This window comes from Sphingobium aromaticiconvertens (assembly GCF_037154075.1).
GTDB lineage: Bacteria > Pseudomonadota > Alphaproteobacteria > Sphingomonadales > Sphingomonadaceae > Sphingobium > Sphingobium aromaticiconvertens.
Window position 1 is genome coordinate 894397 of sequence record NZ_JBANRJ010000001.1, and the last position, 23002, is coordinate 917398.

22 protein-coding genes are annotated in these 23002 nt (G+C 62.9%); 9 read left to right on the plus strand and 13 right to left on the minus strand.

The genetic code is table 11. The annotated features are described in order from the left end of the window. Positions 1-278 precede the first annotated feature (278 nt). Positions 279-1445: a hypothetical protein gene (locus WFR25_RS04445; protein ID WP_336968915.1), complete on the minus strand. Its 1167-nt coding sequence runs from the start codon at positions 1443-1445 to the stop codon at positions 279-281. Beyond that, positions 1442-2005 carry a UGSC family (seleno)protein gene (locus WFR25_RS04450; protein WP_336968918.1) on the minus strand — a complete coding sequence of 188 codons (564 nt, stop codon included), beginning with the start codon at positions 2003-2005 and terminating at the stop codon, positions 1442-1444. Before WFR25_RS04450 ends, WFR25_RS04445 begins: the two co-directional genes overlap by 4 nt. A gap of 111 nt (positions 2006-2116) precedes the next feature. Here WFR25_RS04450 and WFR25_RS04455 point away from each other — a divergent pair, with 111 nt between their 5' ends. Continuing rightward, positions 2117-3010 (plus strand): LysR family transcriptional regulator, encoded by an 894-nt coding sequence (locus tag WFR25_RS04455; RefSeq protein WP_336968921.1) that lies wholly within the window; start codon positions 2117-2119, stop codon positions 3008-3010. A 63-nt stretch (positions 3011-3073) separates the two neighbouring features. Here WFR25_RS04455 and WFR25_RS04460 read toward each other — a convergent pair whose 3' ends face one another. Then, complete coding sequence (locus tag WFR25_RS04460; protein ID WP_336968922.1) at positions 3074-3922, minus strand: amidohydrolase family protein; 849 nt, start codon at positions 3920-3922, stop codon at positions 3074-3076. Here WFR25_RS04460 and WFR25_RS04465 point away from each other — a divergent pair. Beyond that, a complete protein-coding gene (locus WFR25_RS04465; RefSeq protein WP_336968923.1) occupies positions 3917-4117 on the plus strand; it encodes a helix-turn-helix domain-containing protein in 201 nt (66 codons plus the stop codon). The two genes, WFR25_RS04460 and WFR25_RS04465, sit on opposite strands and share 6 nt — an antisense overlap. A gap of 3 nt (positions 4118-4120) precedes the next feature. Here the strand turns inward: WFR25_RS04465 and WFR25_RS04470 are convergent, their stop codons facing one another. The 3 genes from WFR25_RS04470 to WFR25_RS04480 are packed head-to-tail and all read right to left on the minus strand — an operon-like array spanning position 4121 to position 7897. Continuing rightward, complete coding sequence (locus WFR25_RS04470; protein ID WP_336968925.1) at positions 4121-6145, minus strand: M3 family metallopeptidase; 2025 nt, start codon at positions 6143-6145, stop codon at positions 4121-4123. After that, positions 6138-6953 carry a transglutaminase-like domain-containing protein gene (locus WFR25_RS04475; protein ID WP_336968926.1) on the minus strand — a complete coding sequence of 272 codons (816 nt, stop codon included), beginning with the start codon at positions 6951-6953 and terminating at the stop codon, positions 6138-6140. The genes WFR25_RS04470 and WFR25_RS04475 overlap by 8 nt, the downstream gene beginning before the upstream one ends. Positions 6954-6958: 5 nt before the next feature. After that, the gene (locus WFR25_RS04480) at positions 6959-7897 is read right to left on the minus strand and encodes a transglutaminase family protein (RefSeq protein ID WP_336968928.1); all 939 of its coding nucleotides are present in this window, start codon (positions 7895-7897) and stop codon (positions 6959-6961) included. A 14-nt stretch (positions 7898-7911) separates the two neighbouring features. Between WFR25_RS04480 and WFR25_RS04485 the strand changes: the two genes are divergently transcribed. Next, positions 7912-8685 carry an N-formylglutamate amidohydrolase gene (locus WFR25_RS04485; RefSeq protein ID WP_336968931.1) on the plus strand — a complete coding sequence of 258 codons (774 nt, stop codon included), beginning with the start codon at positions 7912-7914 and terminating at the stop codon, positions 8683-8685. 10 nt (positions 8686-8695) lie between these two features. On the opposite strand, the gene WFR25_RS04490 is transcribed toward WFR25_RS04485, so the two are convergent. From WFR25_RS04490 to WFR25_RS04500, 3 genes are read right to left on the minus strand one after another with little or no spacing between them, the layout of a single operon-like run. Beyond that, the gene (locus tag WFR25_RS04490; RefSeq protein WP_336968933.1) at positions 8696-10084 is read right to left on the minus strand and encodes an efflux transporter outer membrane subunit; all 1389 of its coding nucleotides are present in this window, start codon (positions 10082-10084) and stop codon (positions 8696-8698) included. Further along, positions 10074-11258 carry an efflux RND transporter periplasmic adaptor subunit gene (locus WFR25_RS04495; RefSeq protein WP_336974669.1) on the minus strand — a complete coding sequence of 395 codons (1185 nt, stop codon included), beginning with the start codon at positions 11256-11258 and terminating at the stop codon, positions 10074-10076. Before WFR25_RS04495 ends, WFR25_RS04490 begins: the two co-directional genes overlap by 11 nt. Positions 11259-11289: 31 nt before the next feature. Continuing rightward, entirely contained in the window at positions 11290-14487 is a 3198-nt protein-coding gene (locus tag WFR25_RS04500) for an efflux RND transporter permease subunit (RefSeq protein ID WP_336968935.1), read from the minus strand. 300 nt (positions 14488-14787) lie between these two features. On the opposite strand from WFR25_RS04500, the gene WFR25_RS04505 reads away from it, so the two are divergent. After that, positions 14788-15678, plus strand: a complete 891-nt coding sequence (locus WFR25_RS04505; protein ID WP_336968937.1) for a LysR substrate-binding domain-containing protein — start codon at positions 14788-14790, stop codon at positions 15676-15678. Positions 15679-15971: 293 nt separating this feature from the next. Continuing rightward, a complete protein-coding gene (locus tag WFR25_RS04510) occupies positions 15972-16622 on the plus strand; it encodes a GntR family transcriptional regulator (RefSeq protein ID WP_336968940.1) in 651 nt (216 codons plus the stop codon). Between the two features lie 21 nt (positions 16623-16643). Here WFR25_RS04510 and WFR25_RS04515 read toward each other — a convergent pair whose 3' ends face one another. From WFR25_RS04515 to WFR25_RS04530, 4 genes are all read right to left on the minus strand, one after another. Further along, on the minus strand, positions 16644-16820 hold the full coding sequence (locus WFR25_RS04515; protein ID WP_336968942.1) for a LytTR family transcriptional regulator DNA-binding domain-containing protein: 177 nt from the start codon (positions 16818-16820) through the stop codon (positions 16644-16646). Between the two features lie 193 nt (positions 16821-17013). Then, the gene (locus WFR25_RS04520) at positions 17014-18177 is read right to left on the minus strand and encodes an FAS1-like dehydratase domain-containing protein (RefSeq protein ID WP_336968945.1); all 1164 of its coding nucleotides are present in this window, start codon (positions 18175-18177) and stop codon (positions 17014-17016) included. A gap of 119 nt (positions 18178-18296) precedes the next feature. Then, positions 18297-19652 (minus strand): sensor histidine kinase, encoded by a 1356-nt coding sequence (locus WFR25_RS04525; RefSeq protein WP_336968948.1) that lies wholly within the window; start codon positions 19650-19652, stop codon positions 18297-18299. Beyond that, a complete protein-coding gene (locus tag WFR25_RS04530; protein ID WP_336968950.1) occupies positions 19649-20401 on the minus strand; it encodes a response regulator in 753 nt (250 codons plus the stop codon). The genes WFR25_RS04525 and WFR25_RS04530 overlap by 4 nt, the downstream gene beginning before the upstream one ends. Positions 20402-20666: 265 nt before the next feature. Here WFR25_RS04530 and WFR25_RS04535 point away from each other — a divergent pair, with 265 nt between their 5' ends. The 4 genes from WFR25_RS04535 to WFR25_RS04550 are packed head-to-tail and all read left to right on the plus strand — an operon-like array spanning position 20667 to position 22937. Beyond that, the gene (locus WFR25_RS04535; protein ID WP_336968952.1) at positions 20667-20990 is read left to right on the plus strand and encodes a high-potential iron-sulfur protein; all 324 of its coding nucleotides are present in this window, start codon (positions 20667-20669) and stop codon (positions 20988-20990) included. Between the two features lie 5 nt (positions 20991-20995). Beyond that, entirely contained in the window at positions 20996-21658 is a 663-nt protein-coding gene (locus WFR25_RS04540) for a cytochrome b/b6 domain-containing protein (protein WP_336968955.1), read from the plus strand. Between the two features lie 17 nt (positions 21659-21675). After that, positions 21676-22137, plus strand: a complete 462-nt coding sequence (locus WFR25_RS04545; RefSeq protein ID WP_336968958.1) for a c-type cytochrome — start codon at positions 21676-21678, stop codon at positions 22135-22137. Continuing rightward, a complete protein-coding gene (locus tag WFR25_RS04550) occupies positions 22137-22937 on the plus strand; it encodes a hypothetical protein (RefSeq protein WP_336968960.1) in 801 nt (266 codons plus the stop codon). The genes WFR25_RS04545 and WFR25_RS04550 overlap by 1 nt, the downstream gene beginning before the upstream one ends. The last annotated feature ends 65 nt before the right edge of the window (positions 22938-23002 follow it).

The window sequence follows — 23002 nt, forward strand, 5'->3', positions numbered from 1 at the left end:
CGAAAAGCCCATCAATCCGAATGCGGTGAAACAAACGCCAGCGATGCCGGTCGTCCGCGCAATACAGCCAGCCGCAGCAAATGCCCAGAGCGGGCCCGAAACCGAGCGTCGTGAATAAGAGAGGTTAGAGTGTCCGCCCGCTCATGACGCGGTGAAACGATGTTCATGCCGCGCTGATCGGCGGTCATGATATTTGAGTTTTGGAATGCCGAAAAGCGCCGGTACGGTAAGTGCAGGGAAGGCCGTGACGTTTGACGTCCACCTTCCCTGCGATCAGGTCATTCCGCTGCCTGGACTTCATGGGCAGGCGCCGCGGTGGCGATTTCCTTGGTCTGGGCAAGGGAGCTGCCGAAACTGTGCAGGCCCAACGCATGCAAGCCGCCAAGACCGCCACAGACGAACAGGATGACGTCCTTCGGCTCCGGTGTCGCATAGATTTTGCCATCCTCGCGGATGCGGCCCTGCGCTTCCAGCTGGTTGAGATGCAACCTCTGGAACCAGTCTGCCGGGACGGCGGCATATTTCCAGAGAACCTCCTGCACATCCTCGATCGTCGGTAATTCTCTGGCGATGATCTCGGCGCAGATCGGATTGATACCGATCGTCATCTCGCTAAATTCCATCGCCGGCGAAAAGCAGTTGGCGCCCGCATAGGAGACGGATTTGCCAATCATCTCCAGGAACGCCAGCGCGCCCGAAGAGGTGGTGTCGAGGATGTTCATCGTGCCTATCGTGCTGAACGCGGTAACGGCATTGCCCTTGATGCCTGCATGGCGTTCGGCCAGCGGCGCCCAGGGGGATTTTTCTTCCCACTCGCCCATGATGAGGCCGCCAAGCCGACCTGGCGAGCCGAAGGTCGTCTGCGTGGTGACGCCCGCGACCTGTCCGGCGACATTCCGCATGATCAGGCGGATAGCGCGGCCGATAGCATTGGCCTTGGTCGCCACGCCGCCCGCGCAGCCGTAGCTGTAGGGGATTTTCAGCGCGTCCCGGATCGGTCCGTTAACGATGAAGCCGGGATAGACAGGCGCGGTGGTGGCATTGACACCATAAAGTTCGAAGTCTGGTTCCGTAATCGCCTCAATCGCCGCGATGATCAGTTCCAGAGAGTCCGCCGGGGCGCCTGCCATCACCGCGTTGATGACGATCTTTTCCACTGTGCATTCGGAACTGTCGGGCATGCGTGCGATCAGTTCATCGGGATAACGGTCATTTTCCGACAGGAACAGGCGGACGCGTGCATCGGTTGGCGGGATCAACGGCAGACCATCGCCCCAACCCTGCTCCAGAGAAAAGTCGGTAAAGGCCTCAATGCTGTCCTCTGTGTCGAGACGGCGGCTGGTCAGCCAGTCGACCTCGCACCCCGCCGGGCCGCAATCGCGGCTGACGAGGGTCTTGGGAGTGGTCGATTTGCGGTTGGACGGCTTGATCAAATGGATGCTCATGCCGCTTTCTCCTGCGCGCTCAGGCTGGCGCCCATGACTTCGAGAGCGCCTGCGAAATAGGCTTCGGCCACCGGCTCGACCTCTTCGCGCGACAGTTCGTTGAGGGGGTAGGGGAGGACATGGACGCGCAGGCCCGAACGACCACCGCGTGCGGCCAGTTCATGCGCGAACTCCTCGAAATTCTTGGTCGCGATGGCGGTCGTGGCTACGCCCGCATTGGCCGCCGCGATGGCGTCGCGGATGGTCCAGCCCGTGCATGACCCGCAATTGGCCAGGCCAACAACGGCGACGTCGATGGTCTTGAGCCATGCATCCAGTGAGCGGGCCTGCTCCTCGCCCTCTTCGCCCGAGCGGTTGGTGGAGCGCCAGAAGGAGACTTCGGCGCCGGCATCGCGAAACTTCTCCGCCCAATTCTCGCTGATCAGGTCCCAACAGCGCCAGATCTGGTCCAGACGAAAACCGATGCGCTTGCCCGCCAGAACGCCCGCGTCGGGGCCGGGGCTGGCATTGTCGTCTGACCGGTTGGCGGTGGGGTCGAGAACTTTGATACGCGCCATCATTCGTCTCCTAAATCGCCTGCATCGGCGGCAGGCTGTGTCAGGAGATGCTTGCAGAGGACCTCCGTTGCGTCCAATGCATATCAAAGGCGAAATTAATACGCTGGACGTATCATGCTGGAATTACGCACCCTCCGTCATATGCTGGCCCTCGCGCGGCGCCTCAACTATGCGCGGGCCGCCGAGGAGTTGGGCATAACCCAACCCACGTTGACCCGATCCATCCAGGCTCTGGAGCGCCAGCTTGGCGTTCGCCTCTTCGATCGCGACCGCAGCGGCGTGAACCTGACACCCCAGGGCCAGATGATCGCGGACCGGGCGAGCTTCCTGATTGCTGACGCAGACGATCTGGAGCGCCAGTCGCAACTCAGCGCGCAGGGAGAGGTTGGCCGCATCCGCTTCGGCATGGCGCCCATGCCTGCGCGGGCGCTGCTTTCCCGGCTATTGACGGATCGGCTGAACGTCGCGCCGGAGGTTGCGAATGAGGTGGTCGTGCGCGACGTGGAGGCGCTGTGGGGGCTGCTCCTCGCGGGGGAGATCGAGTTCTTCGTGAGCCAGGATGGCGTGATCCACGATGTGACGCAGGCGCGTGTCGAACTGCTGGGACATTTTCCACTAAGCCTGATCGTTCGCGCGAGGCATCCCTTGCTCTTGGAGGATGGAATGGAGGGGCGCTTTCCTGTCCTGCGGTCCAGTTGGGCGGGATTGCCACTCTCCGCAGCAATACAGGATCATATTTACGGTTCGCCCAATGTGGTTGAGGATTTTGGGGCATTGGTTGCAACAGCGGCAGCGACCGATGCGATATGGTTCACCTCCACCTATGCCGTTGCGGAAGAGATGAATGAGGGAATCCTGGTCGAGCTTCCCCATCAGCACCCCCAGCATGTGAAGGTGGTGATGTACACATTGGCTCGCCGGTCCCCGTCGCCCTTATCTCAGGCGCTGAAGAAAGTCCTGCGGCATCATATCCGTCTCATGGAAGGGGTCGACGGTTCCAGCGCCTAGTGACGTAAAAGAAGGCCCGACAATTTCTCGCCGGGCCTTCTTTCATGTGCGTTGCCGTTCGGCTCAGAGGGGCAGGTTGTAGAGCTTGCAGGCGTTATCCTGGAGGACCTTCTTCTTGGTGGCGAAGTCATAGCCGCCCAGCGTGTCGATGACATGCGCCTGGACGCCGGGATAGAGCGAGGTGGGATGCGGGAAGTCGGTTTCGAACATCACATTGTCGACGCCGATCGTCTCCAGCAACTGCTTGGGACCGACCTTCTCGAACCAGTAGGTCACCCAGAAATGGTCGCGGAAATATTCCCATGGCCGCTTGTGGAGCAGATGCGCCTTGCTGGGCAGCATTTCGTTGAACTGATGCTCCAGCGCCTCGACCGCGAAGGGCACCCAGCCCATGCCGCTTTCAATGAGGCCGATCTTGAGCCTGGGATGCTGGTCGAGCCGGCCCGACACCATCCAGTTGCCCAGCGTCGCGGCATTGCCGATCGAGAACATCGTCGCCACCACTGACAGCGTCTGTTCAAAGCCAAAGCCATCCCAGGTCAGCGTGTTGGGGTCGATCGCCGCATTGAGGTGGAAGTTGAGCGGCATGCCAGTCGCTTCACACATTTCCAGGAACGGGGTCCAGTAATCGCTCAGGAAGCTGGGCACGCCGACGCGCTCGGGCGTGTCGGGCAGGACAAAGCCCTTGAGGCCCATGTCATGGCAACGGCGGGCTTCCTTCTCCAACTCGGCCTGATCCCAGAAGGGCAGATGGGCCATGTTGAAGATGCGGTTGCCCGACACCTGCTGATATTCGGCGGAGGCGTCATTGTAGATCTGGATGATCGCAAGGGCGAGGGCGGGATCGCCCAGCGACATCAGCGATCCGGCCTGGGTGACGCCCGAATTCTGGAAGCCGATCTGGGCATGCATACCCATATCGTCAGTTGGGAGGATTATCGGCGCCGGGCGCGGCTGCTCAAAGCTGCCGCCCTGCTCAGCGAAGGCCGAATGCCGATCGGCAATGTCGCGGCCGAGGTCGGTTTTGAAAGCCAGAGCGCCTTTTCGCGGGCGTTCAAGGAACTGACCGGACGCAGCCCGCGCGACTTCAAGACCAGCATCGCCTGATCCTCATGCATCGACCAGATGGCGCGCCCGCATCAGGGCGCTGGCATCGGGGGCGTTGCCGCGAAAGGCGGTGAAGGACTCCATCGGATCGCGACTGTCGCCGGTGCTGAGTATTTCCGACCGGAAGCGGGCGGCGAGGGCGGGATCGAAAATGTCGCCGCTCGCCACAAAGGCCTCGAATGCATCGGCGTCCAGCGCCTCCGACCAGACATAGCTATAATAAGCGCTGGCATAGCCGCCGTCGAAGATATGGGTGAAATAGGGGATCTGGTGGCGCAGGCCGATTTCGGGCGGCATGCCGAGCCGGGCCAGTTCCCCCTCGACAAAGGCGCGCGGATTGGTGGCGGCCTCGGGCGCGCGATGCATGGCGAGATCGACCAGGGCGCAACTGATCAGTTCCACCGTGGCGAAACCCTGGCCATAGGCTTCGGCGTTGCGGATGGCCGCGATCAGATCGTCGGGCACGCCGAAGCCGGAGAGCACGGGCGCGCTGACGATCCAGTTTTCCATGAACTTGCTGGGAAATTCCACAAAGTCGCGGGCCACCGACGTACCCGACTGGCTGGGATAGGTGACGCGGGAGAGGAGACCGTGCAGCGCATGGCCAAATTCGTGGAACAGGGTGCGCGCTTCGTCGATTGACAGGCGGGTGGCGGCTCTGTCAGGGGGCGGAGCGGGCGCGAAATTAGCGACCAGATAGACGATCGGGCGGACGTCGCCGTCCATCTGCTCCTGCACGCGCAGGCTGCCCATCCAGGCGCCGCCATGTTTTTCGGGGCGGGAAAGATAGTCGGTGAAGAGCAGGCCGATAGGGATGCCGCTGCCGTCGCTCACCTCCCATGCCGAAACGTCGGGATGATAGCCTGCAATGTCTTCGCGGCGGGTGAAGCGCAGGTCGTAGAGCCGGGCCGCTGTGTCGAAGGCGGCCTGCCGCACGGCGTCCAGCCGCAAATGTTGCGCGACTGCCATGCCGTCGAGGGCGAAACGAGTCCGGCGCACCTTTTCAGCATAGAAGCGCCAGTCCCAGGCGGCGAGGACGAAGCCGCCACCTTCCGCGTCGATCAGCGCCTGCAACTCGGCGGCTTCCTCCGCCGCGCGGCGCTTGCCCGGCTCCCATAGCTCTTCGAGCAGCGCCTGCGCTGCGTCCGGGGTGCGCGCCATGCTGTCTTCCAGCGCATAATGGGCATGGTCGGCATAGCCGAGTAAGGCAGCGCGCTCCTGTCGCAGCGCCAGCGTTTCGGCGATGATCGGCCAATTGTCGTGCGCGCCGCCGTCGCAGCGAGCAGTGAAGGCGCGCCATAGCGTTTCGCGCAGGTCGCGCCGGTCCGAAAAGGCCAGGAAGCTTTCATAATCCGTGCGGTCGAGCGTGATATGATAGCGGCCCGGAGCGTCCTTCGCCTGCGCGCGAGCGGCGGCGGCGTTACATAGCGAGGGGGGCAGGCCGGTCAGGTCATCCGGTCCCAGGTCCATCGCCCAATCGGCGGTGGCGGCAAGCACATTATGGCCGAACGCGACCGATAGCGCTGAGAGCCGCGCGTCGATCTGCGCGAAGCGGGCCTTCGCATCGGGGGTGAGCGCCGATCCGCCGCGGAGGAAGGCGGTGTGACTGGATTCGACCAGGCGGATTTGTTCGGGCGAAAGCTTGGCCTCATGCCGTGTCTCATGGACGGCGGCAACGCGGGCGGCCAGCGCGCTATCATGGCTGATGGCGGTCGAATGGGCGCTCATCAGGGCAGAAACTTCTGCCTCTATCGCGCGAATGGCCGGGGTCGACTGAGCAGAGGAGAGTGTCCAGAACAAGCGGCGCACGCGGGCCAATGGCTCGCCCGAACGCTCCAGCGCAGCGATCACATTGTCGAAGGTTGCAACCTCCCTTCGCGTTGCAATCGCGGTGATTTCACTGCGATGCAAAGCCATTGCAGTGTGAAAGGCGGGGAGGAAATCCTCTGCCCGCACGGCTGCGAACGGGGGCGCGCCCAACGGACCGTCCCAGGGTTGCAGCAGAGGATTGGGGGCCGTGTCAGTCAATGCTTTGCACCTCGTCGGTATGGACGTCGAACCGCACCAGATTTGCCGGACCAAAGGCTGTGGTCAAGGCGACATCGGTAGCGTCGCGTCCGCGCGCCATCAGGATGCGGCCGATGCGCGGCCGGTTGTGGCGCGCATCATGGGTGTACCAGTCGCCGGCGATATAGACATCGAACCAGGCGCTGAAATCCATCGGTGCGTCCACCGGCGGGATGCCGATGTCGCCCAGATAACCGGTGCAATAGCGCGCTGGAATGTTCATGCAGCGGCACAGCGTGATGGCAAGATGGGCGAAATCGCGGCACACGCCCTGCCGCTCCTGATAGGCGTTCCATGCCGTCTTGTCGCTACGGGCGTGATGATAGCCGAACGCGATATGGGTGTGGACGAAGGTGACGATCGCATCCACCCGCTCGCGGGCACAGGTGAGATGGCCAAAGCGCGACCAGGCCACGTCCATCAGCCGGTCGGTTTCACAGTAACGACTGCCCAGCAGATAAGGGATGACCTCGTCGGGTAACTCCTCGACGGGCATTTGTGGGCCGCCGGGAGTAGGGCGATCGGGTTCGCCGCTATCCTCGATCACGAAGTCGCAGGACAGGGTGACGCCACCCTGCGGGATGGTAAGGCGCGTCGCGACATTCCCGAACCCATCCTCAAATTGGTAGAGCGGAATATCCGGGTCCGCCATCAACCGCTGGGGCGTCTTGAGATCCTGATGACGGGAGGGGTGGATGCTCAAAAGCGCCATCATCGCGGTTGGCTGGTCGATTTCAAATCTTATGTCATATCCGCAACGGATCAGCATTGAGATCACTTTCCTGACGGGCCGGCAAGCCGACTGTTGATGGCTCCGTGAACGGAGGAAGGATATTGGCTGGAATCGGCGCGATGGACGTCGACGGTGATGTCCATGCCAAGGAAGCTGGCGGGGAAGCCGAACCATGTGCCTGACAGTGGAAGCGCCTGATAAGCGTCGCGCGCGACCGCGACCCGGATGAGGCCGCGATTGCCGATGATGCCATTGGTCGGATCGAACTCGACCCAGCCCGATCCGGGCAGGAAGATGCGGACCCAGGCGTGGGTATTGCCGCCGCCGACCACCCCCTCCGACGGGGAAGGGTTATAGACATAGCCCGACACGAAGCGGGCGGCGAAGCCCAGCGCCCGGACCGCCTCTATCATCAGGACGGCGAAGTCGCGGCAGGTGCCCTGACGCTTCGTCAGCGTTTCCAGGGGAGACTGGGTGCCCTTTTCATGGCGCGGCACATAGGTAAAGTCGCGCCGCACGCTGGTGGCCATTTGGGTCAGCATGGGAATCGTCCCTGTCGTCCCGTCGTTCTTGACGAAGGTGCGCGCCCAATTGTCCAGCACGCGGCCGGGGTCGTGATATTGCCGTTCGATCGACCGGAGCAGGTCGGGCATATCCTCCGATGAATAGGTGAAGGGGAAGAGGCGGGCATAAGGCTCCACATCGACCTGCCCCTGGCCGAGTGGGGCATGTTCCAGTGTCGCCTCGCTCGTCACGATCAGGCTATCCGTGCGACGGTCGAACACCGCAACGGCGACCGAATTACCGAACACGTCATGCAGCCAGCGCAACTCGCACGGCTCCGGCGCGATCTCCAGCCGGGCGGACAGCAAATGCTGGTCAAAGGCTTCCCGAGGCCGCATCATGATGCGATGCTCACCAAGGAACACGGGTTGCCTGTAGCGATAGGTGGTGACGTGATGGATCGTCAGCAACGGCATGGGGGCAGATCCTGATGGCCGGGCGCATGACCGACATGCTGCTGGGTCCGGACGATCCGGCGCCTTTCACCCTGCATAACGCGGCGGGCACATCCCCGTTCCTGTTGATCGGCGATCATGCGGGCGATGCCATCCCTTCACGGCTTGGCGATCTGGGACTAAGCGCTGGTGATCGGGCGCGGCACATCGCCCTGGACATCGGTGTGCGGGGGCTAGGCGAGGCGTTGGCGGAAAGGCTGAACGCGGCGTTCCTGCACCAGGCTTATTCGCGGCTTGTCATCGACTGCAACCGCGATCCTGCGAGTGCGGAGGCCATGCCTGCCCTGTCGGACGGGAGCCGCGTGCCGGGCAATGAAGCGCTGGACGATGACTCTCGCGCGGCCCGGATAGCGGCTATCCATGCACCCTATCATGCCGCGATCGCCGGGGTAGTCGCGGCGCGGGCGGCGGGAGGGCAGGGGACGATCCTGCTGGCGCTCCACAGTTTTACGCCGGTCATGGCGGGCCATGAACGCCCCTGGCATGTCGGTGTCCTGTACTGGCGCGGCGTAACGGATTTTGCCGTTCGGATGATACGCGTGCTTCAGGATCTAGGCGATTGGGTCGTGGGCGACAATGAACCCTATGTGATGGACGACACCGATTATACGGTGCCAGCCCATGCCTTTGCGCAGGGCCTTGCCTATGCGGAGATCGAAGTGCGGCAGGATTTGATCGGCACGTCTGACGGACAGCGCCTATGGGCTGACCGGCTGGCCCTTGCCGCTCGGGCTGCGGCGGGAGGGTGAGGCCGCCTCGCTATCCGCCCAGCGCTTTCACCAGCGACACACTCGCACGCATCCTTTGCGTCTCCACCACCAGCAATGCGCGTTGCGCCTCCAGCGCGTCGGTTTGGGCGGTGACGACCTCCAGATAGTCGGAAGCGCCGTCATGATAGCGGCTCAGCGCGATCGTGCTGGTCCGGGCGGCAGCTTGGGCTGCGTCCCTCTGGTCGACGGACTGTGACGCCAGATAGCGGTTGGCGGCAAGGGCGTCCTCGACCTGACGGAAGGCGGTCAGGACGGTTTCACGATAACTGGCCGTCAGTTCCTCATAGTCGGCGCGCGATAATTTCACTGAGGCCCGGCGACGGCCCCCATCGAACAGCGTTAATATGGTCGAGAGCGGGCCAAGGCCCCAGAAGCTGTTGGGTGTCGTCAGCAGGTCTCCATGAGTCGCCTCCCATCCGCCGCCAAGGCCCAATGTGAGCGAAGGGAAGAAGGCCGCCTTCGCCACGCCGATGCGCGCGTTGGCGGCATAGATGCGGCGCTCTGCCGCAGCGATGTCGGGCCGGCGTTGGAGCAGTTCCGAAGGGGTGCCGGCGGGCAAGGCGGGGGCGGTAAGCGGTTGCACACGCGGAGCGATCGCAAAGTCGGACGCCACCGCGCCGATGAGGGCTGCGATCTCATGCTCGGTGGCAGCGCGTTCGTTGGCGATGGCAGAAATCTGCGCGCGGGCATTGCCCAGCACCGTCCTTGCGCGGTTGACGTCCATGCCGGACGCGATGCCGCCCTGCCGTCGAGTGACAGTCAGGTCATAGGCGCGGGTGAAGGCGGTGACGGTCTGTTGCAGCAGGGCGGCCTGCGCATCCAGGCCGCGCAGCCGGGCATAGGCGTCCGCGACGGCGGTTTGCAGGCTGAGGCGCGCGGAGGCGAGGTCCGCACCGCTGGCATCAGCGTCGGCGCGGGCCGCCTTCACGCTGTTGCGGATACGGCCCCACAGGTCGAGTTCATAGTCGAGCGCGCCGCCGACCTGGAAATCATTATAGGTCTGGGCATTGCCATTGCCGCCGAAGCGATTGCCCGAAACCCGCTGGCGGCTGGCATCGCCCCCGGCGCTGATCTGGGGGTAGAGGTCGGCGCCTTCTATCCGCGCGGCGGCGCGTGCCTGATCGTAGCGGGCCAGCGCGGCGGCCAGCGTGGGGCTGGCCTGCTCGGCCCGCGCCTCAAGGTCGTTGAGGACCGGGTCGTTGAACGTGGTCCACCAGGCGTCGCGCGGGGCGGTGTCGAGGGGTGTTGCGGCGGCCCAGCCCGCGACCTCCCGATAAATTTGCGGAGCGGGGGCGATGGGCGGCGCATAGGCAGGCGCCATCGAGCAGCCCCCAAGGAGCGCCAGAACGAGAGCCGCGCCCCGGCGGTCAACGCGCATTCGCGGCGCCCTTTGCGGCCTTGGCGGGTGCCTGCACCTTCACCCTGTCGCCCGTGCGGATCGCGTCGGGCGGCGTATCGACGATCCGGTCGTTTGGCGAGACGCCGCCCGATAGCTGGACCGTGCTGCCTTCATCGCGGGCGATGGTGACAGGCTTTACGCGCACGCGTCCGTTGCGATCGACGATGGCGACCGTCGGGCCGTCATTGCCGTAGAGGATTGTGCTGCCAGGTAGGGTCACGCCGTTGCCTTGACCGGCGCCGACATCGAACTTCACTTGAGCGAAGGCGCCGGGTTTCAGCGCACCATCGGGATTATCCGCCTGCAATTCGACCAGCACGGCACCGGACTGAGCATCGACGGCGCCCGCGCTGCGCGTCAGGGTCGCGGTGAAATTACGGCCCGGATATTCGGGTAGGGTGAGCGTTGCGCCCATGCCGGGCTTTACCGACGCCGAATAGCCCTGAGGCACCCGGACATAAATCCGCATCCGGTGAATGTCGGACACGGTGAAAAGCGGCTGCGCGGCGGCATTGCCGGAGACGACGAGCGCGCCGATCTGGGCGGAGCGGCTGGTGACGATGCCGCCAAAAGGCGCGGACAGGCGCGTAAAGCCCTGCAAGGCGCGCAAACGGTTCACATTGGCGAGCGCTGCGTTGGATACCGCGATCCGGGCGGCAAGGTCGCCCGCTTTCTCATCGGTTTCCTGCTGCGAGACGGCATCCTGTGCCAGCATCGCCTGCCAGCGCTTGGCTGTGCTGCCAGCGAGTCGCTGATTGGCGAGCGCGGTCTGATAATCGGCATTGGCCGCCGCAAGCTGCTGGTCGATTTCCGGCGCGTCGAGGATCGCCAGCGGCTGGCCCGCCCCGACATGATCGCCGATGTCGGCGAGCCAGCGACGGACATAGCCGTTGGTGCGCGCGTAGATGGCGGCGCTGTTATAGGCCTGCACATTGCCCGGCAGGACCAGCGCATTGCCCTCACCACCTATGGACGGGGTGACGACCGCGACCGTCGGGATGGATGCGTCGGCGGCCGTTTCACGCAGGTCGTTGGTAGCGCTGATCCGCGTCGCCGTGCCGATGGCGACCACGCACAGGGCGACGACGGCAGCGCCGATGCCCACCCGTTTCAGGGTGCGACTGTCCGGCCCGGTTGTTGCGACACTTTCCATGTCTGGATGGTCAGCTTGGGTGTTGATGTGCTCAGACATGGTTCGGCTGCATTTCCATGGAGGTCTGATCCTGCTGTCCATGCTTGCGGTGGACAAAGGCGAAGACGGTGGGGACGAAGAAGAGGGTGGCGATGGTGGCGCAGATCAGGCCGCCGATGACGGCACGGCCCAGCGGCGCATTCTGCTCGCCGCCTTCACCCAGGCCAAAGGCCATTGGCGCCATGCCGATGATCATCGCGAGCGCGGTCATCAGGACCGGACGGAAGCGGACCATTCCGGCCTCCAGCGCCGCTTTGGTCGCGTCGCCGAGGATTTCGAGTTGTTCGCGCGCGAAACTGACCACCAGGATTGAGTTGGCCGTGGCCACGCCCATGCACATGATCGCGCCGGTCAGGGCGGGGACGGAAAGCGTGGTGCCGGTCATGAACAATATCCACACGATCCCGGCCAGCGCGGCGGGCAGCGCGGTGATGATGACGAACGGATCGACCCAGCTCTGGAAGTTGACGACGATCAGCAGATAGATCAGCACGATCGCCCCGGCGAGGCCGAAGCCCAGCCCGGAAAAGGCCGTGTTCATCGTCGCATATTGGCCGCGAATGGTGACGGTCGTACCCTTGGGCAGTTCCTTTTCCAGCGATTTGATCATGCGTTGAATGTCGCCCGCGACCGCGCCGAGGTCGCGGCCATGGGTGGTCGCATAGACGTCAAGCACGGGCGCGATATTATAATGCGACACGACCGGGACCGTGTTGGACCGCACGATGGAGGCAAGGCCGCCCAGCGGTTGAACGGAAGTCGCGTTCGCACCCGATACGGGGACGTTGGCAAGCGCGCTGACCGACCCGACCAGATATTCCGGCGCCTGCGCCACGACCGGATATTGCACGCCATTTTCCGGATTGACGAAGAAGACGGGAGCGGTTTGCGACGTGCCGGCTAACTGGCTGGCAAGGCTGGTCGTCACGTCGCGCTCAGTCAGGCCATATTGACCGACACGGGACCGGTCGACATCCACATCAAGTTGCGGCGACCGGCCGGGCTGCTGGATGCGTGCATCGGCGAGGCCGGGGATGGCCGCTATCCGTGCCAGCAGCGTCTGGGCATAGGCGCGATTAGCGATCGCATCCTTGCCCGCAATCTGGATATCGATCGGCGCGGGCGCGCCGAAATTCAGAATCTGGCTGGTGATGTCGGCAGGCAGGAAGGCGAAGGTCGATCCGGGGAAACGGGCGGGCAATTCGCGCCGTAACTGCGCCACGATGTCTTCGGTCGGGCGGTGTCCTTCCTTGAGCGCGATCAGCATGTCGCCATCCTGCGGTCCGATCGTGCCACTATTGTTATAGACGGTGTTGATGGCACTGACTGGCAGGCCGATATTGTCCGTGACCGACCCCAGCTCCTCTGCCGGAATGATCTCCCTGATCACGCGGCCGATGCGGTCGAAGCGGGCGGCGGTATCTTCGATCCGCGAACCGACGGGCACGCGGACGTGCATCGCGATCTGGCCGGAATCGATCGACGGGAAGAAATTGCTGCCCAGCATCGGCAGCAGGCCGAAGGAGAGGAGGACCACGACCATGAAGCCCAACAGAAAAGGCTTGCGGGCATTGAGCGCGCGGCGAAGCAGGCCGATATAGCCCGTCCGCACCCGCTCGAACCGATGTTCGAAGCCGCGCTGGAACCGGACCAGCGGATTGCGCGAGGTCGGTTCGCCCGCCAGATGCGCGTCTTCGTCGCCTTGCCTGTGGGGTTTGAGCAGATACATCGCCATCGTCGGCACCAGCGTGCGGGACAGGACGAAAGACGCGATCATCGCGAACACCACGGACAGCGCCATCGGCACGAACAGGAAGCCCGCGACACCCGGCAGGAAGAACATCGGCACGAACACGATACAGATGCACAGCAGCGAGACGAAGGCCGGCGTCACAATCTGTTCGGCGCCGTCCAATATGGCCGCGATCACGCTCTTGCCCTGCTCCAGATGCCAGTTGATATTTTCGATCGTCACCGTGGCATCGTCGACCAGGATGCCGACGGCGAGCGCCAGTCCGCCCAGCGTCATGACGTTCAATGTCTGGCCAAAAGCCGCCAGCGCCGCAACGGCCGCGAGGATCGCCAGCGGGATGGAGAGGGCGATGATGACGGTCGAGCGCCACGATCCCAGGAACAGCAGGATCATGAGCGAGGTCAACGCGGCCGCGATCGCGCCTTCATAGACGACGCCTTCGACCGCGCCCTTCACGAATACAGACTGGTCGCCGACCGGTATGATCTTCAGGCTGTCGGGCAGGGTGGCGGCGATGCGGGGCAGCGCGTCCTTCACGCCGTCGACGATGGCGAGGGTCGATGTCGCGCCGTTCTTCAGCACTGTCAGCAGCACGGACCGGCCGCCCTCCACATGGACGACATTTTGCTGCGGGCCGTTACCATCGCGCACATAGGCGACGTCGCGCATATAGATGGTGGCGCCGTTCACCACCTTTACTGGAAGGTCGTTCAGCGCCTCGATCGATCCGGGGGCGTTGTTCAGGCGCACGCTATACTGGGTCGCGCCGATCTTGACGAAGCCGGCGGGGTTGATCTGGTTCTGTGCCGCGATCGCGTTGCCCACATCCTGTGCCGACAATCCCTTGGACTGAAGCGCCAACGGATTGAGGTCGATCTGCACCTGTCGCTGCTTGCCGCCGGAAGGGAAAGGCATGGCGAGGCCCGGAATGGTCACGAGTTGCGGGCGGACCTGGTTCTGGCCGATGTCGAATAGCTGCTGTTCCGACAACCCCTTGCCCGACAGCGCGAGTTGCAGGATCGGCACGGTCGAGGCGCTGTAGTTCAGGATTAACGGTGGGTTGATGCCCGGTGGCATCTGCCGCAGGACGGTCTGCGATATCGACGTGACCTGCGCTGTCGCGGTACGGATGTCGGCACCCGGCTGGAAGTAGATTTTGGCGATGCCGACGCCCTGAAACGACTGGCTTTCGATATGCTCGATGTCGTTGACCGTGGTTGTCAGCACGCGCTCATAAGGGCCGATGATGCGGTTGGACATATCTTCGGGCGACAGGCCGGAATAGGTCCAGGCAACGGCGATCACAGGGATCTTGATGTCGGGGAAAATATCCACAGGGGTACGTATTGCTGCCGCCAGACCGACGATTGCGATCAGGATCGCCATGACAATGAAGGTCAGTGGACGATGCAGCGCGACCTTGACGATACCGATCATTCACAACTCCTGGGCGCGCAACCGATAATCCGGTGCGTGGCATGCATCCGCCTCTCCCAAAGCTATAGTCCTTCTCTAGCGCGATCGCTTGTCCGACATAAGCAGGCGAAAACTGCATAGAGCTATGATTGACGTTCATGAATGTGCTGACATGTGATGCCGGGGACGTCCCCTTGCGGAGCGGACCTTTTTCATCACAGGACGGCGATATATTGCTATTTTGTTGCGTGAAATGCGCCCCTCAATCATTTGCGTCTAATATATAATTCGGCATGTTTGATATGTTTGAGGACTGGATTGATGGATCTGCGTCATCTGCGCTACTTTCTGTGCGTTGCGGAGGAACTGCATTTTGGCAGGGCCGCGCTCAGGCTCGGCATCTCCCAGCCGCCGCTCAGCCAGCAAATCCGGGCGCTTGAGGTGGAATTGGGCGTGCAGCTATTCGATCGTACCAGTCGCCGGGTGCGCCTGACGGTCGCGGGAAAGGCCTTTGAACCTGAAGCGCGGCAAACGCTGCTTCAGGCCGATCATGCGGCGGCGACTGCCCAGCGGGCGCAGCGCGGCGAGAGTGGGCATCTTGCGCTGAGCTTCACCCCGTCTGGCCCGTTCGTGTCCCGTATAGCCGGTGCGCTCTATCGCTTCCGCCAGCGCTATCCGCAGGTCGAAATGACCTTATGCGAACTGGGCCGCGACGAGCAGATAGAAGGGGTGCGTGATCGCCGGCTGGACATCGGGGTCGTGCGGGATTTCGGAAAGCCGACGCTGCCCGCTGGCATGGCCGCCCATTGTCTGCTGACAGAAGATATGGTGCTGACCCTGCGCGCCGATCATCCGCTGGCGCAACAGGAGGCCGATCCTGGTATCGCCGATCTGGCGAATGAACCGCTGGTGCTTTATGGCGCCGCGAACGGGGCGGGGTTCAACGAACATTTCTTCGCGCTGTGCGAAAAGGCAGGTTTCGTGCCTCGTGTCGCGCTGGAGGCAGGCAGCCTTGCCACCTTGCTGGGATTGGTGGCTGCGGGTTTTGGTCCGACGATCATTGCGCGCTCGATGGCGCGACTGCACGTCGATACATTGGTCAACCGATCGTTCGACAAACCTGTCACCAGTTCCTTGTGGCTCATCCACAATCCTGACCTGTCGGCGACCGCAGCGTCCTTCAAACAAACGGTCATCGCAGAGGAGCAATGAAGGCAGGCCCGTCATTCATGCCTTAGTACCCATATTTCGCATGGGCGATCAGTTTGTCCATGAAAGCACCGCTTCATGGGGTTGGGGGTGACGAAGCGATGACCGGCGATCATCCCGTTGATTGAGTGTTCCGCCTTTGCCACGGGCTTCAACGCGGTCCGGGACGATCGTCAGGATCTTTTTCCGGGCCGGTTTCTCCGTTGGCTGGTCGGACTTCGCGCCTTTGTCCGGGGCGGATCGTCCACGATATGCGATATTGAAATGTGCTTGTCCGTGTGCGTTATGATTGGGTCATGAACCTCATCATCAGAAATCTGTCTGAGCAACTGGTCGATCTTGTCCGTGAACGTATTCTGACCGGACGCGTTGCTCCCGATGGACCGATCCGTCAGGATGCCCTCGCCGCTGAACTGGGCATCAGCAAGATTCCATTGCGCGAGGCGCTGGCGCGTCTGGAGCAGGAGGGGTTGTTGAAATCCCAGGCTAATCGTGGCTTTTTTGTCCGCAGTCTCAATCGGGGGGAAGCGGAAGAAGTCTATGCCCTGCGCATGAAGCTGGAGCCGGACGTCATGGCGCTGGCGGCGGCCCGTGCGAGTGAGGCCGATCATGCCATCGCGATTGGAACGCTCGCAACGCTGGACCAGGTGACGGACAAGGGGGGCGATGGCGTGGGGGCGTTCAATCGCGCATTCCATATGGCGTTGCTCACGCCCAGCCGGCAGCCGTTGTCGATGACGATCCTGCAACGCCTGCATGTTCTTTCGGAGCGCTATGTCCGTAAACATCTGGAGCCGCTGGGCCGGGATGAACGGGCGAATGAAGAGCATCGCGAGATGTTGGAGGCATGGCTGGCACGCGATGACAAGCGTATCCGGGCAGTGACCATCGCGCATATCGAGAAGATCATGGACGATCTCAGGGTTCAGCTCGACGCTGGCGGCTGATCTGTGGGGCAAGGACGGCGTTTAACCGGGCAGAAAGCCTGATCGCCGCAGTCGGTCGACCGAATCCCGTGCAACCGGCGCACGGATGCCGTTCACTAGCCGAATTTCCCGATTCCGTCCAGCGCCTGCTGTTTCGGCAACCGCCTCCCTTGCCACCCACCAACTGCGATGGGTTTGCTCGCCGGATATGTCGTCCATTTCGGCTATCGCGTCGCAGGCGGATAAGGATCAGCTCGCTTTCGTTCAGGCCATGGACGCGCACATAGTGATCCTCGCTTTCCAGCGCGAGGATGGCGCCGCCAAAGCTTGCGCTCAATCGATCGTGAAGGCGGGGGCGGACGGTACCTATGGCCTCGCGGACAGGAAACAGCGGCATTGGTGTCCCCAGTGTTCAGGCCTTGGACGGCAGTTCGATTTCGGCCTTGGCGGTGGCCATGGTGACCCCCAGATGGCTGGCCATCTTGCAGTCGATCTGAACGATCTTGCGGCCGTCTTCGTCGACCAGCTTGTCGACGATCGTGGCAGTCATCACGGTTGCTTCGCCAGTAAAGGCAGGGCCGCGATAGGAGGAGTTGAGGTGGACGACCTGGCCCCATTCGCCAGCCCAGCCCGCCAGATAGTCGATGATCCATGCGCCCATGGAAGCGCCATAGCCATAGGAGCGCGGCATGCCGATATAGCGCGCCCAACGGGGGAAAAGGTGCCCGCGCGATGGGCCGAAATAGGCGCCGTCGGTCAGTTCCGGATTGATCTTCTCCATCACCGGGTCATTTTCGTGACCGGCCATCGCCGGGTCAAAGCCCAGCGCCTCCATATCAATACCCGGCCGGTGGGTGCCACCCCAGATGGTGAACAGATAGGCGCGCCACTCGGTCGTCAGGCTGGCGATGGTATGCGGGCCAAAGACGCGCACGGGCAGGGTGTCGCCAACCGAGGCATCCTCCCAGTACCGCTTGCCATGACCCAGATCATGCATCGCATTGATATATTCGAGCTTCTTTTCTTCCAGATCGACCAGAGCCTCATCGGTCCATTCCGGGTCTTCCGTATTTTCCAACGATCCCATTTCGAGAGCCAGGTCGTTGCGATAGCGGATGGCGGTCGAACGCTGCTTGGCGATCAGATCGCCGTTCTGGTTGTAGTAATTATTGTCGCCGCGCTGGAAGCAGGTCGGTCCCGCGAATTTGGTGTCCTTCACCACATAATCGAACGGAACCTTCTCGTTGGTGATCATATCGCCGCCGAAAATCTTGGGGCCATAGAACCACCATTCGTCGCCGCCAAAGATCAGGTGCGAACCGGGGATGCGGCCAACGCAGGCAGGCCCGGCGCCATGGCCGTCATCGGCCGCGACGGCGAAGGATTGTGGGGCAACCAGCTTGCCGTACCGGCTTTCGGCGGCGAAATCATGGTCGTAATGCACCAGGTTGGGATAGTGCATCGCCTGCGCCCAGCGGCGGAAGTCGTTGTTATGCAACGGCTCCTTCATACGGGCAGGGGCAATCGGTTTGCCCATATAGCTGTCGAGATCGGAGCAATCGAGCATATTGGTCATCGGGAGGAGCCTCGCGATCAAAAGTTGATGGGGAACGACCATCGGTCATCCGCTTGCATCTTCTTTGCCGCATTCCGAGGAATTCTCGAACCGCAGGTGCGATATGTGGATAGGATGGTTCAGGCCGTACCCGTGACAGAGTCCGGTACTGGTAACACCACCCGCGCCGTCAAACCGCCGCCGGGGCGGGATTCCAGCGAAACCGTACCGCCATGAGCGGTCGCGGCGGACAGGACGATGGACAGGCCCAGCCCCACGCCGCCCGTCTTGCGGTTGCGCGACGGTTCGCCCCGGAAAAAGGGTTCAAAGGCGCGGGCAAGCTGCGCCTGAACCATGCCCGGTCCCTCGTCCGATACCTCGACAATGGCCTGCAGGCCGTCGCGTCGCACGGATACCCGCGCGCTGCCGCCATATTTGACGGCGTTGTCGATCAAGTTGGTGAACAGCCGTTTCAGCAGGATCATGTCGCCCGCTATGGTGATGGATTGGGCGTCCAGCATTGTGACATCTTCACCCATGTCGGCAAAGTCATCGACCAGCCCCTCGACCAGCATCCCCAGGTCCAGCGGTTCCATCACCCGCGGGCGGCTTTCATTGTCGACGAAATCCAGCGTCGTGCCGATCAACTGCTCCATCTGGCTGATTTCCTGCTCCGCAGCCTTGCGGATCGCTTCGGGTGCGGTGGCAAGGTGAAAGTGCAATCGCGATAGCGGCGTCCGCAAGTCATGCGCGATCGCGCCGACGACCGAGGTCCGCTCCTGCACGAAGCGGGCGATGCGCGATTGCATCTCGTTCAGCGATTGGGCGGCCATGCGGATTTCCGTCGGCCCCTCGATGGGTACGGGTTTCTCCTCGATCCCCGCGCCCAGCCGCTTGGCGGACGCGGCAAAGGCGCGGATCGGGCGGGTCAGCCGGGCGCTGAACCACATGCTGAGCGGGATGATGAACAACAGGCCGAAGATGAACGTATCCCGACCCGTCAGCCGCCAGATATTTTCGGGCGCGCGCGCCTTGCGTGTGATCAGCCGCCATTGCCCCGATGGCTGGCGTATCGCTGCGGTAAAGGTGCCGACAATGAAGGGATCGGCGGCACCCTCCTTGCCATAAAGATCAACCTCTTGGGTGATCTGCGTGAACCGCTCCCTGTCCCCGGGGTTCAGATAGACACGCACATCCTCCTGAGGCAGGTTCAACTGGTCCGCCAGCATGGCGGATACCAGCTTTTCGGTGCGGTCGGTCACCGGCCTTGGTTCGGCGGCTTGTTCGCGTGACCGGAGCACTGGCGTATCGCGGACGAGCGGCAGATCGCGCACGATCCGCGAAATTTCGTAGATGGAAACAGGGATCCGTTCCGGTGGATGTATCAGGAACAGGATCGACAGGCTGAACGCCGTCATGGTGACGATCGTCCCCAGCGCCATCGCCAGCATATGGGCGTGGATGGAATTGGCCCAACGTGTGATCCGGGCCATCATGCGCGTGTTACCGGGGGCAGGAAGATATAGCCTTCGCTGCGCACGGTGCGGATGATTTCGCCGTGAGTCCGCGTGCCCAGCTTTCGGCGCAGGCGACTGACCTGCGTGTCGATCGCCCGGTCGAAGGCGTCCGAATCCTCACCTCGCGCCAGTTCCAGCAATTGGTCGCGGTTCAATATCTGCTGCGGTTTTTCGATGAAGGCCAGCAGCAGGCCGAATTCGCCTTCCGACAGGCTGATGATGATGCCGCCCGGATCGCGCAGCACACGCCGCACCGGGTCCAGCCGCCAGCCTTCGAACTGATAATGGGCCATGCTGGCAGGCGGTGCGCCCGGCGAAGGCCGTCGACGTCGCTCCAGCGCGCGGATTCGGGCAAGCAGCTCGCGCGGGGACACTGGCTTGGCCAGATAGTCGTCGGCTCCGACCTCCAGCCCGATGATGCGATCCGTCTCCGTGCCCAGCGCCGATACCATGATGATGCCGACGCCCTCCTGTCCCACCAGCGACCGGACAATGGACAGGCCGTCCTCGCCCGGCATCATCACGTCCAATATGATGATGTCGGCAGGGCGGCGGGCCATCGCGCTCCGCATCGAGATGCCGTCCTCCGCCTCGTCCACGTCATAGCCCTCGCTGACCAGAAATTCGCGGATAAGCGCGCGCAACGACCGGTCGTCATCGACGATCAGGATATGGGGCTGATGGGTGGTGGTTTCCTCGACCGGATCGACCGGGCTGTTGCTGGGCATGGCCTATATCCTCGGGCTGCGAGAGCGATCGCCCGCGGCACCGCCATTGCGTCGACCTCTCCCAATGCCTCTTATCCTCGCTCTTGATGGCCGGAGTTTGTCCGACTTTTTCAGCCCGGACACAATCGCGCGGCCAACAGCATCGTTGGGGCGACATCTTCGTCCATTCTTGTCAGCGCAGACAAATTAATCCGGGCAGCGGCTGGTACACCCTTTCCCACAAAGAGGCCGGACATGCGGCCCGACAGGGAAACAGGAGATGGGTATGCGCGAGCAAGGTGAACGATCCTGGACGCGCCGGTCGGCGCTGATATTGTTCGCCTGTATGCCGCTTGCCATAAGCGGCGGCGCCAGTGCTACAGCAGGGGGCGGGGCAGCGGGATGCGGCGATGCCGCGACCCTCTCCGCCGCGCAGAAGAGCATGCGGAAATCGTTGGGCTTTAAGGCACCGTCGCCTGACGCGGCCAAGCGCTGCGCGCTCTGCACCTTCTTCACGCCCGGCGGCAATGGCTGCGGCCAATGCGCGCTCCTCAGCGGCAGCGTCGTTCCGGTCGAGGGGGTTTGCGACTCCTGGGCGAAGAAGGGCTGAAGGCGATGCCCCAACATACATCCCGTCAATATGTGTGGGACCTGCCCCTTCGTCTGTTCCATTGGTCACTCGTTGGGTTGCTCGCCTTTTCATGGTGGAGCGCTGAAAACCATTACATGGACTGGCACCGGCTGTCGGGTCAGGCGGTGTTGTTCCTGATCGCGTTCCGGGTGATCTGGGGCGTCGTCGGCTCTGACCCGGCGCGTTTCGCCTATTTCCTGAAAGGGCCACGTTCGATCCGCGCCTATATGTCGCACGGAGAAGTGGCGACGGTCGGCCATAACCCGTTGGGCGGCTGGAGTGTCGTTGCGATGCTGCTGGCCCTTTCCGTACAGGTCATGACCGGCCTGTTTGCGGTTGATATTGACGGCATCGAATCCGGGCCGCTTTCCCATCTGGTGGACTTCGATCAGGGACGTTTGGCCTCCGCCATCCACGGTTTTGCGTTCAATGTCCTGCTGGGGTTGATCGCCCTTCATGTCGTCGCGGTCTTCTTTTACCTGATCGTGCGGCGGCGGAACCTGATCGGTCCGATGGTAACGGGTAGCGCGTCGACAAGGACCGCGCCGCCGGTCCCGGTCCGCCGTGCCAACCCGGTCGCTTTGCTTACCGCGATCGCAGTGGCGGGCGCGCTCGCCTGGTGGGTGTTCGCGGAACCCATGCTTTAAAAAAGGGAATGAACAGAATGAGGACACTCCGTCCCCGGGCACTTGTTGCCGCTCTTGCGGCTCTTGTCGCCGCGCCGCTGATCGCTGCGCCCGCCGACATCGTGGCGACCCGCGTCGCGGGCTTCCGCGAAGTCGGTGCGGCCTTCAAGAACATCAATGACGAACTGAAATCGAGCACGCCGCAGGTTTATGTGATCCAGATTTCGGCGCGGCAGATCCGCGACTATGCGCGCCAGCAACAAGGGTGGTTCCCAGCGGGCAGCGGCCCGAAACCGGGTGTGAAGACCGCCGCCAAACCCGAAATCTGGAGCCAGGCGGCTACATTCAAGAAGGCGCAGGACGGCTTCACGGCGCAGGCCAATGCCTTCGCGACCGTCGCCGCCACCGGGGACGCGGCCAAGATACGCGTCGCGGCCAAGACACTGGGGCAAAGCTGCGCCACCTGCCACCGCAGCTTCCGCGTCGAGGAACGGCGCTGATGTTCCGCGCCGCCCTTTCGGCCCAATTGCTCGCGATGCTGCTGGCTGCGCTGCCTGCAACGGTCCGGGCGCAGGCGTCGGACCTGCCGATTCCCGCCGCCGCATCGAATAGCTTTCCGACCGGCATAGCGGTGAAGGAGGCGGGGGAGAGACGCATCTATGTCAACCGACGCGGTTTGACGCTCTATGGCATGGACATGCGCGCCGTGACCGGACGGACCGGCCGTCCTGCGCTCTATTGTACGGGCGACTGCCTCGCCGAATGGGAACCGTTGCTGGCGCCGCCGGGATCGCCGCTATCGCCTGTCCCACACCAGTTTGGCGGGCCGAAAACGTCTGGCGAAGGGCCTGCCTCCGACGCCGGGGATTGGTCGGTGATGGAGGGACCAGCGGGACCACAATGGGTCTATAAGGGCATCCATATGGTCTTCACCCGTAAAGGCGACCAACCCGGCTCCATTGCGCAGGACGGCCAGGACGATTTTGTCTGGAATACGCTCAAATATTTGCCGCCGGTCCCCAAGCTGACCGCACCCGCCAATGTGACGTCCCGTCTGGTGAAGGACGCCTATGTTCTGGCTGACGCGCAGGGCAATCTGCTGTTCACCTCCCGGCATAACGAGTGTGCCGACCCCTGTATGTGGCGCGATTTCGCGTCGGGCATGGCGCGGCGAGGTATTGGCGAATGGACCGTGCGGCAGGGCGAGGATCAGGCCCAGTGGGTCTATCGGGGCAAGCCCGTCTACCGGACTGAGGGCAAGGATTTGATTCCGGCAGAAGCTGTGGCGCTGACGCCCTGAGCCTGCCCGACACATAAGAACATGCAGAGGAGATGATGATGACAGGCCACAGGAAACAGAGAGGC

Coding starts and splice junctions, on each gene's coding strand:
- WFR25_RS04445 (WP_336968915.1), bottom strand. CDS start 1,445: ATGAGCATCCATTTGATCAAGCCGTCCAACCGCAAATCGACCACTCCC.
- WFR25_RS04450 (WP_336968918.1), bottom strand. CDS start 2,005: ATGATGGCGCGTATCAAAGTTCTCGACCCCACCGCCAACCGGTCAGAC.
- WFR25_RS04455 (WP_336968921.1), top strand. CDS start 2,117: ATGCTGGAATTACGCACCCTCCGTCATATGCTGGCCCTCGCGCGGCGC.
- WFR25_RS04465 (WP_336968923.1), top strand. CDS start 3,917: ATGCATACCCATATCGTCAGTTGGGAGGATTATCGGCGCCGGGCGCGG.
- WFR25_RS04460 (WP_336968922.1), bottom strand. CDS start 3,922: ATGCATGCCCAGATCGGCTTCCAGAATTCGGGCGTCACCCAGGCCGGA.
- WFR25_RS04475 (WP_336968926.1), bottom strand. CDS start 6,953: ATGCTGATCCGTTGCGGATATGACATAAGATTTGAAATCGACCAGCCA.
- WFR25_RS04480 (WP_336968928.1), bottom strand. CDS start 7,897: ATGCCGTTGCTGACGATCCATCACGTCACCACCTATCGCTACAGGCAA.
- WFR25_RS04485 (WP_336968931.1), top strand. CDS start 7,912: ATGGCCGGGCGCATGACCGACATGCTGCTGGGTCCGGACGATCCGGCG.
- WFR25_RS04490 (WP_336968933.1), bottom strand. CDS start 10,084: ATGCGCGTTGACCGCCGGGGCGCGGCTCTCGTTCTGGCGCTCCTTGGG.
- WFR25_RS04495 (WP_336974669.1), bottom strand. CDS start 11,258: ATGGAAAGTGTCGCAACAACCGGGCCGGACAGTCGCACCCTGAAACGG.
- WFR25_RS04500 (WP_336968935.1), bottom strand. CDS start 14,487: ATGATCGGTATCGTCAAGGTCGCGCTGCATCGTCCACTGACCTTCATT.
- WFR25_RS04505 (WP_336968937.1), top strand. CDS start 14,788: ATGGATCTGCGTCATCTGCGCTACTTTCTGTGCGTTGCGGAGGAACTG.
- WFR25_RS04510 (WP_336968940.1), top strand. CDS start 15,972: ATGAACCTCATCATCAGAAATCTGTCTGAGCAACTGGTCGATCTTGTC.
- WFR25_RS04515 (WP_336968942.1), bottom strand. CDS start 16,820: ATGGACGACATATCCGGCGAGCAAACCCATCGCAGTTGGTGGGTGGCA.
- WFR25_RS04520 (WP_336968945.1), bottom strand. CDS start 18,177: ATGACCAATATGCTCGATTGCTCCGATCTCGACAGCTATATGGGCAAA.
- WFR25_RS04525 (WP_336968948.1), bottom strand. CDS start 19,652: ATGATGGCCCGGATCACACGTTGGGCCAATTCCATCCACGCCCATATG.
- WFR25_RS04530 (WP_336968950.1), bottom strand. CDS start 20,401: ATGCCCAGCAACAGCCCGGTCGATCCGGTCGAGGAAACCACCACCCAT.
- WFR25_RS04535 (WP_336968952.1), top strand. CDS start 20,667: ATGCGCGAGCAAGGTGAACGATCCTGGACGCGCCGGTCGGCGCTGATA.
- WFR25_RS04540 (WP_336968955.1), top strand. CDS start 20,996: ATGCCCCAACATACATCCCGTCAATATGTGTGGGACCTGCCCCTTCGT.
- WFR25_RS04545 (WP_336968958.1), top strand. CDS start 21,676: ATGAGGACACTCCGTCCCCGGGCACTTGTTGCCGCTCTTGCGGCTCTT.
- WFR25_RS04550 (WP_336968960.1), top strand. CDS start 22,137: ATGTTCCGCGCCGCCCTTTCGGCCCAATTGCTCGCGATGCTGCTGGCT.